The organism is Synergistaceae bacterium, assembly GCA_012521675.1.
Taxonomy (GTDB): domain Bacteria; phylum Synergistota; class Synergistia; order Synergistales; family Aminobacteriaceae; genus JAAYLU01.
Map to the genome: position 1 here is coordinate 1 of JAAYLU010000039.1, position 7,598 is coordinate 7,598.

Consider the following 7,598-nt stretch of genomic DNA (forward strand, 5'->3'; position numbering starts at 1 on the left):
CCAAACTGAAGGCCTATGACCGTCACGATGGGGATGAGCGCGTTGCCGAGAGCGTGACGCCAGATGACCACCTTCTCCGTCTGGCCCTTGGCGCGCGCGGTGCGGATGTAGTCCTGGCGGACGACCTCGAGCATGCTCGAGCGCGTCATTCGGGTGATGGTTGCCAGCGGATGGCTGGCGAGGGTGAGGGTCGGGAGGACGAGCGAGGCCCACGTCTTGAAGCCGGAGGCGGGAAGCCATCGGAGATAGACGGAGAAGAGCAGGATCAGAAGAACGCCCTGCCAGAAGACTGGCATGGAGAGCCCCAGAATGGCGAGGAAGCGAGTTATGTTGTCAAAGAACGAGTTCTGCCGGATGGCGGACAGTATCCCGATCGGGATGCCGAGTATCACAGCGACTACGACGCAGCACAGAGCCAGCTTCAACGTCGAGGGGAAGGCGTTCATGATCTCGTTCGTGACAGAGCGGCGAGTCATGTACGAGCGCCCGATGTCCCCCTTCGTCACAGCTTTCCACACATAGTTGCCGAACTGAACCAGGAACGGGTCGTTCAGCCCCTCCTTCTCGCGAAACTCCTGGATGGCCTCCGCCGTGGCCTGCTCCCCGAGCACTATGCGTGCCGGGTCGCCCGGCGTCAGGTAGAGCAGAGTGAAGACTATGAAGGCCACTCCAAGCATAACAGGGATCAGCGAGAATATTCGTTTCACTATATACTTCAGCAATGGACTATCCCTCCTGAACGTCCCCGCGACGACTGGCGGGGCGCAAGGCAAAGCAGGAGCGTTAAGCTCCTGCTTTGCCCTTATGGCTGGTTATGTTGCCTGTATTCTCGTCTTATTCCTTGAAGGTGACCTTGGTGAGGTCGTGGTAGCCCTTGGGGCTCGGAGTGAAGCCCTCGACGTTCTTGTTCAGTCCGAAGAAGTTCTCCTCGTTGTAGAGGTAGAGGATGGGCTTCAGCTCGACCATGCGCTCCTGGAGGAACTTGTAGAGCTGCTCTCTGCGCTCGCCGTCGGGCATGGTCTTGCCCTTCTCGATCAGGGCGTCGGAGACCACGTCGTCGAAGACCGAGTAGTTGGAGCCGCCGGCCGTGTGGATGATGCCGCTGAAGATCCCGTCCGGGTCGACGGTCGAGATGACCCATCCGAGGATGAACATATCGTGCTCGCCGAGCGTAAGCCCGTCAAGGTAAGCGCCCCACTCGAGGATCTTGGCCTCGATCTCGATGCCGACTTCCTGCAGCTGAGCCTGGAAGATCTGGGCAAGGTCGACGCGAGGCTTGTAGGAGTTGGACCAGATCTCCGCCTTGATCGGAAGCTCCACTCCGGCCTCCTCCAGAAGCTGCTTCGCTCTCTCCACGTCGCGGACTGGCATCGGCAGGCTGGAGTCGTGGTACTTGATGGAGGGCGGGATTATCGACACGGGGGTCTTGCTCCTGCCTCTGAAGACCGAGTGACGCGCCCCGTCGAGGTCGAGCGCCAGTGCGACCGCATCGCGGACCTTCGGGTTGTCCCAGGGCGCCTTCTGGCAGTTGAAGCCCATGAAGCAGACCGAGTGGTCGTATCCGCCGACCACGTAGAGGTCATCGTGGTCCTCGACGCGCCCTATGTCGGAGATCGGTATCAGGTAGGCGATGTCGATCTCGCCTGTCTCCAGCCCGATGGTGCGGTTGACGCTCTCCGGGATGTTGCGGATCACCAGCGTCTTGTAGGCCGGCTTCTCGCCCCAGTACTCCTCGTTGCGCTCCAGGGTCAGGGTATCGTTCTTCACCCAGTCCTTGAACTTGAAGGGCCCCGTGCCGACCGGATCCATAGGATAGAGCTCGCCCTTCTCCTCCACCGCGCGCTTGTTCACGATCGAGAGCGACGTGTGGGAGATGGTGCCCCAGAAGGGGGTCATCGGCTCTTCAATCTTGATGATGACGGTATAATCGTCCGGCGTCTCGATGCCCTTGATTACCTCGGCGTACTGCTTGATCGCCGCGCCCGCCGGGGTCTGCGCTCTCTCGATCGTGTAGACGACGTCGGCGGCCGTGAAGGGATCCCCGTTGTGGAACTTCACGTCCTTGCGGAGGTTGAACCGGTAGGTGATCGGGTCGAGCTGCTCGAAGCTCTCAGCCAGAAGCGGAATGGGGTTGCCGTCGCTGGTGAGGTCGATCAGGGTCTCGTTGATGTGGCTGATTGCGCCGCTTGCCGCGACCTCGTTCTGCACGATCGGGTCAAGTGAACGCGGATCGTAGATATTGGCCACCACGAGCGTGTCCTTCGCCAGCGCCGGAACCGCCACCAGGGCCACGAGGACCAGGGCGGTCACGGCAAGAAAAGCGACCTTTGAACTGAACTTTCCTTTCATACTGTCATCTCCTTGCGTATTTTTTTGCACTCGAAGGAAGAGTCCATTATGCAATGCAATAATCCAAAAGACCGACTCCTTTCAAGGGCTTGTCGCATTATCATGTAGTTGAACGCGTGTTGTCAAGAGTCGTTTTCACTGGAAGCCCGTGTATACTTTATTCCAGTAGGCAGTATAATAATTTCCACCTTAAAGCGTGCTGAAACTCCTTGGACGTCGAGAACCGGTTTTAGGAGGTATCGAAATGATCACACGATCGCTGATAGAGCTGGTCTTCTCCGCCGCCAGCATGGAGCGCTGGAACGACCACCCGCGCCCGGCGGTTTTTACGGAGATGGGGAAACAGGCCCACAAGATGATAATGGCCTGGGTCATCGCCCGCTACGAATCCGAGACGCGGGGGGTCGCGCTCGACTGGACCTCCCTGGTAGAGGGAGGCATCTTCGAATTCCTGCACCGAGTGGTGCTGACCGACATCAAGCCGCCGGTCTTCCACAGGCTGATGCAGGACACGGAGCAGAGGCGAAAACTGAACGAATGGGTGGTCTCCGCGCTGTCGTTCGACCTTGAGAGTCTGTCGCCCGATTTCGCATCTCGCTTCAGGGAGTACATCTTCGCCGCGGACGACTCCTCGCTGGAGCGCAAGAGCCTGCGCGCAGCACACTACCTGGCGACCAAGTGGGAGTTCGACTTCGTCTACCACTGGAGCAAGACCAAGTCCATGTACGGCATCGAGCATACCAACGCGGAGATCTCGCGACAGATAAACGAGCATCGCGACCTGCGAGCCATCGACGAGATACTGGCCGCGCGCGACCTGGCGGACCGAGACAAGGGGCTGTGGGGCTTTCTGTCCCTGGTGGGGCAGCTGGGCTTTCAGAAAAGATGGGCGCAGACGCCGCGCATACCTCAGACCTCCGTCCTGGGACACCTGCTCTTCGTGGCGGTGATGGCCTACTTCATCTCGCTTGAGATAGGCGCGTGCCCTCGCAGGAGGTACAACAACTTCTTCGGCGGCCTCTTCCACGACCTGCCGGAGGTGCTGACGAGAGACATTGTCGCCCCGGTGAAGAAGTCCGTCACCGGCCTGGACGAGCTGGTAAAACAGCTCGAAAAACAGTCCATGGAGGAGAGGCTGCTTCCGCTGCTCCCCGAGGCCTGGCGCTCCGAGATCCACTACTTCACGGAGGACGAGTTCGCGGCGAAGATCCGCCCGCCCGGCGCCTCCGAGCCGGTCATACTCGACGGGGATCTCTGCTCGGAGCACAACAGCGACAGTCTGGATCCGCTGGACGGCCATATCCTGGAGGCCTGCGACAAGCTGGCGGCCTACATCGAGGCGTCGCTATCCATGCGCATGGGAGTCGCGCCCCAGGCCCTTGCGGACGCCAAGCGCAACCTGTACTCCCGGTTCCACCGCTCTGTCGTCTCCGGTTACCCGGTGGGGCGGCTGTTCGACTACTTCTGGTAGAGGCGGCCCGCCCGCAGCGCAAGCTCGGCCATCAGGGCGGCGCCGACGGGGATCGCCCTCTCGTCCGGCTCGAACCGAGGGCTGTGCAGAGGGGCCTCCTTCCTTCCGTCGCCGTGGCCGACGCCGAGCATGAAGTAGCACCCTGGCACGAGGCGTGTAAAGTGTGCGAAGTCATCGACGCCCATGCTCGGCCTGGTCAGCCGAACGGGCCCGCCCTCGCCGAGCAGGTCGATCGCGGCACCGAATACCAGCTCCGCTAGATCCGCGTCGTTGACCAGCGACGGGTATCCCTCCGTGAAAACCACCTCCCCGGTCGCGCCAAGCACGTCCGGGATGTTCATCACAGTCCTGAGGATCCTGGCCCTGAGGCTTATCCTCGTCTCCTCGTCCAGTGTGCGCAGGATGCCGGAGAACTCCGCCCGCTCGGGCAGAGCGTTCCTGGCCTCCCCGGCGTGAAACGACCCGATGGAGAGCACCGCGGGCTCGGTCGGATCCACAGTCCTTCCCACCAGCTGCATCAGGGCGTCGACCGCCCTGCAGGCAATGGCGATCACGTCGTCCCCCCTGTGGGGCTCCGCCCCGTGCGCCCCCCTCCCCCTGATCACGCAGTCGAACATGTCCGACGCCGCCCGGACAGTACCGCTGTGAACGCCAATCCTCCCCGCGGGCAGAGACGGGTCGCAGTGCAGCGCGAAGGCGGCTCTCGCGTCGAGCCCGTCGAGCAGGCCCTCCTCGATCATCGGCAGGGCCCCGCCCGACGTCTCCTCCGCCGGCTGAAAGACCAGCAGCACGTTGCAGGGCGGTTTTTCCCTCTTCAAGAGCTCGGCCGCCCCCAGCAGGCAAGCCGAGTGAACGTCGTGACCGCACGAGTGCATCGCGCCTCCCTCCATCGGAAGCGCGTCCATGTCCGCCCGCAGCAGCACAGTACCGCTCTCAGCCCCCGGAAGCAGCGCGGCCACCCCCGCGCCCCCCAGGCGACGACAACCGATCCCGAGCGCGTCCAGCCGCTCCTCCACGATCGCAACGGTCCTGGCGAGATCGAAGCCGACCTCCGGGCAGGCGTTCAGCCTTCGGCGCAGTTCAACCAGCCGCGCCGTAAAACCATTACTCGACGAGGAATTTTCATGTTCATCCATAAGATTTCCACTCCCCTCGCCGATATTCTACCCGAGGGGCTACATTTCAGTCATCCCGACGACCGGAGGGAGGAGGGATCTCAGGCTGAAGCGCAGAAAAAACGAGGCCCCTCCTCGCTAACGCTCGTTCGGGACGACAGCCCGTTCGACCGCCTGCTTGTGTCATCCCGACGACCGTAGGAAGGAGGGATCTCGAGTCATAACACCGAAAAACAGATCCCTCGGCAAAAAACCGCCTCGGGATGACAAGAGCGGCGCTCTTCAGGATGAAAATATCGGCGATAACTCGGGGCGAAAAAACTCACCATGCCCTATTGACATTGGTCTCGTTTAAAGACTACAATACTAGTGTGTTTTAGCGCAACAAAATACTCTGGGGAGGGATTAATATGACTATGTCCAAGATCCTGCTGTTCTTCGCGGCAATTTTTGCCGTCTGCCTGCTTCTGCCTCTGCCATCGGACGCGGCCGAGGGGTCGGCGGGGAGGCCGGCCCTTCTGGAGCTGATGACCCTGTCTTGCCCCGCCTGCAGGGAGATGGGCAAAGTCCTGGCCGAGTTCGAGGCTAAGCACGGCGGCGCCATCGAGGTCAGGATAATCGACGTTCGCGAGGACGCGAACGCCGCAAGGCTCTACCAGGTGCGCTACGTCCCCACCCTGGTCTTCCTCGACGAGGAGGGCAAGGTGCTGGAGACAAAAGTGGGCTACATACCCCTCGAGGCCCTCGAAAAAGAGTGGTACAAGCTCGGCTACAGCCTTGACAGAGGCGAACTGCCGCCGCGATGAGCGAGATCTACTCGTCCCTGTACACTCTTTTCCACGGCAGCGGCCTCCTCGCCTACGCCGCGCTCTTCGCCTGGGGGATCCTCGGGATGACCCTCAGCCCGTGCAGCGTCGCCACGATTCCGCTGGTGGTGGGCTACATAGGCAACTCCGACGCGCCCGACTTCCGGACGTCGTTCAAGATCTCGCTCGCCTTCTCGGCCGGGGTATTCGTCAACCTGGCCTTTCTGGGAGGGCTGCTCACGTCGGCGGGGCTGTTCCTCGGAGGAATCGACCGTTACACCAACTATATAGTGGCGGTGGTATTCCTGGTCTTCGGGCTTCACCTGCTGGGCGCGGTCAGCATCCCATGGTTTCGGGGCGGCTCCGCGCCCGGTACCAAGTACACCGGGCTCAAGGGCGCTCTAGTCCTCGGGGTCGTGTCCGGGCTGGCTCTGGGACCGTGCAGCTTCGCCTACTCCGCGCCGGTCATCATGCTGGCGATAAGCGTCGCCTCCACAGACATGCTGCGCGCCCTGCTTCTGGTGGCCGCCTACGGCGCCGGGCTTAGCTCCGTGATAATCGCCGCCGGAAGCGCGTCCGACCTCTTCTCCAGGTTCGTGTTCAAGGGAGGGCGAGGGACCGCTTGGCTGGAGCGAATCAGCGGACTGCTGCTGATCGCAGCCGCCGTCTACCTCGCCCTCTCCTCCCCTTCTCTGTACTAGCCCCCGCCCATCGGCCGCCCCATGTCGGAGCGTGTATAATAGCGCATATTCATATCCATCAACAGGAGGAGGAGACAAGTTATGGCTCTATACGTACTGCTAGGTGTGATAGCGCTCGTTCTGGCATGGGGGGTCGCGATCTACAACGGCCTTATAAAGAGGAAGAACCTGATGGACGAGGGCTGGAGCGGAATAGACGTCCAGCTCAAGAGGCGCTACGATGTCGTCCCGAACCTCGTCGAGACAGTCAAGGGGTACGCCGCGCACGAAAAGGACGTATTCACGCAGGTGACGGAGGCCAGGGCGGCCATCGGCACGTCCCAGTCGGTCGCGGAGAGGGCCGAGTCGGAGAACATGCTCTCCGGCGCGCTTAGGACTCTCTTCGCCGTGGCCGAGGGCTACCCGGATCTGAAGGCCAACGCCAACTTCCTGCAGCTCCAGGAACAGCTCGCCTCGCTGGAGAACGATATACAGATGTCCCGCCGCTACTACAACGGCGCGGCCAGGGACTACAACATAGCCATCTCCACCTTCCCGTCCGTCATAATCGCGAACCGGTTCGGCTTCGGCAAAGCCGACTACTTCCAGGCGGACGAGGAAGAGCGGTCGCGGCCCGACGTCTCCTTCGCCTAGAGGCCCGCGACCCGACATGAGACTCCGACGAACCATCCCGGCGCTGCTTCTTCTCGCGGGGCTTCTCCTGCTGCTGCCCGTTCCATCCGGCGCGGAGGAGAGGATACTCCTCTACAAGTCCAACGCCACGGTCCTCGCGGACTCCACCCTTATGGTCCGCGAGGACATCACCGTCAACGTGGAGGGACGGCAGATCAGGCGCGGAATCTACCGCGACTTCCCCACCACGTACAAATCGCTGACCGGCGGAACGGTGCGCACCGGATTCGACCTTAAGGAGACCCTTCTGGACGGAGAGAGAGTGCCATGCAAGATCGAGAATCGATCGAACGGAGTCCGCCTCTACCTCGGCGACTCCGACGGCTACGCTCCCCTCGGCGAGCACACTTACACCATAACCTACGTCACCACCTACCAGGTCGGCTTCTTCGAGGAGCACGACGAGCTCTACTGGAACGTCACCGGAAACGACTGGGAATTCGCCATAGACGAGGTGCGCTTCTCCCTTGAAATCCCCGAGGAG

Annotated in this window: 8 protein-coding genes; 5 read left to right on the top strand and 3 right to left on the bottom strand. The window is 61.7% G+C overall.

The features are described from left to right. Together GX181_04270 and GX181_04275 are read right to left on the bottom strand one after the other, a co-directional pair. On the bottom strand, positions 1 to 722 hold a 722-nt coding region (locus GX181_04270), incomplete at its 3' end, for an ABC transporter permease (protein NLM71165.1). 112 nt (positions 723 to 834) lie between these two features. Beyond that, positions 835 to 2,349, bottom strand: coding sequence for an ABC transporter substrate-binding protein (locus tag GX181_04275; protein ID NLM71166.1), 1,515 nt, complete (start codon positions 2,347 to 2,349; stop codon positions 835 to 837). 244 nt (positions 2,350 to 2,593) lie between these two features. On the opposite strand from GX181_04275, the gene GX181_04280 reads away from it, so the two are divergent. Further along, entirely contained in the window at positions 2,594 to 3,820 is a 1,227-nt protein-coding gene (locus tag GX181_04280) for an HD domain-containing protein (protein NLM71167.1), read from the top strand. On the opposite strand, the gene GX181_04285 is transcribed toward GX181_04280, so the two are convergent. Beyond that, positions 3,808 to 4,956, bottom strand: a complete 1,149-nt coding sequence (locus GX181_04285) for an amidohydrolase (GenBank protein ID NLM71168.1) — start codon at positions 4,954 to 4,956, stop codon at positions 3,808 to 3,810. The two genes, GX181_04280 and GX181_04285, sit on opposite strands and share 13 nt — an antisense overlap. Before the next feature lie 389 nt (positions 4,957 to 5,345). Between GX181_04285 and GX181_04290 the strand changes: the two genes are divergently transcribed. From GX181_04290 to GX181_04305, 4 genes are all read left to right on the top strand, one after another. After that, a complete protein-coding gene (locus GX181_04290) occupies positions 5,346 to 5,741 on the top strand; it encodes a thioredoxin family protein (GenBank protein NLM71169.1) in 396 nt (131 codons plus the stop codon). Further along, a complete protein-coding gene (locus GX181_04295) occupies positions 5,738 to 6,442 on the top strand; it encodes a cytochrome C biogenesis protein (GenBank protein NLM71170.1) in 705 nt (234 codons plus the stop codon). Before GX181_04290 ends, GX181_04295 begins: the two co-directional genes overlap by 4 nt. A gap of 81 nt (positions 6,443 to 6,523) precedes the next feature. Beyond that, complete coding sequence (locus tag GX181_04300) at positions 6,524 to 7,075, top strand: LemA family protein (GenBank protein ID NLM71171.1); 552 nt, start codon at positions 6,524 to 6,526, stop codon at positions 7,073 to 7,075. 16 nt (positions 7,076 to 7,091) lie between these two features. Then, positions 7,092 to 7,598, top strand: a 507-nt coding sequence (locus GX181_04305) for a DUF2207 domain-containing protein (protein NLM71172.1), incomplete at its 3' end; no start/stop codon positions are given.